Source organism: Bacillus sp. SIMBA_074 (assembly GCF_046534555.1).
Classification (GTDB): domain Bacteria; phylum Bacillota; class Bacilli; order Bacillales; family Bacillaceae_G; genus Bacillus_A; species Bacillus_A mycoides.
Genome location: NZ_JAWRYM010000121.1, coordinates 1 through 446 on the forward strand (window position 1 = coordinate 1; position 446 = coordinate 446).

The 446-nt window shown below is 48.9% G+C and carries 1 protein-coding gene; it reads right to left on the reverse strand.

The features are described 5' to 3' along the window. Nucleotides 1-446 (reverse strand): acyl-CoA dehydrogenase family protein (locus SB773_RS30120; protein WP_410593854.1); only part of this gene is annotated, 446 nt, incomplete at both ends.

Here is a 446-nt window from a genome sequence, read left to right on the forward strand (position 1 = left end):
CTTCTATCGCCACATCGACAGCCGTCCTCGAAGCAAATAGCTTAGCCATGGCCGCTTCTTTACTGCACTTCAATCCACTTGAGCGTAAATACGCCGCCCGATAGACGAGTAACCTTGAAGCTTCTATGCTCGTTGCCATTTCGGCCAGTTTGAAACCAATCCCTTGCTGTTCTGCAATGGGTTTGCCAAATTGAACCCTGTCTTTTGCATATTGGACAGCATGTTCCATGGCGCCTTCTGCAATTCCCAGAGCTTGAGAAGCAATGCCAATCCTTCCAGCGTCCAAGTTGGCCATGGCAATTTTAAAGCCTTCACCTTCTTTGCCTAAGAGATTGGCAGCAGGCACTTTCATATCCTCGAACGTCACCTGTACGGTGCTCGAACCATGAAGGCCCATTTTACGTTCATCTTTACCGATGATTAAGCCTGGCGTCCCTTTTTCCACG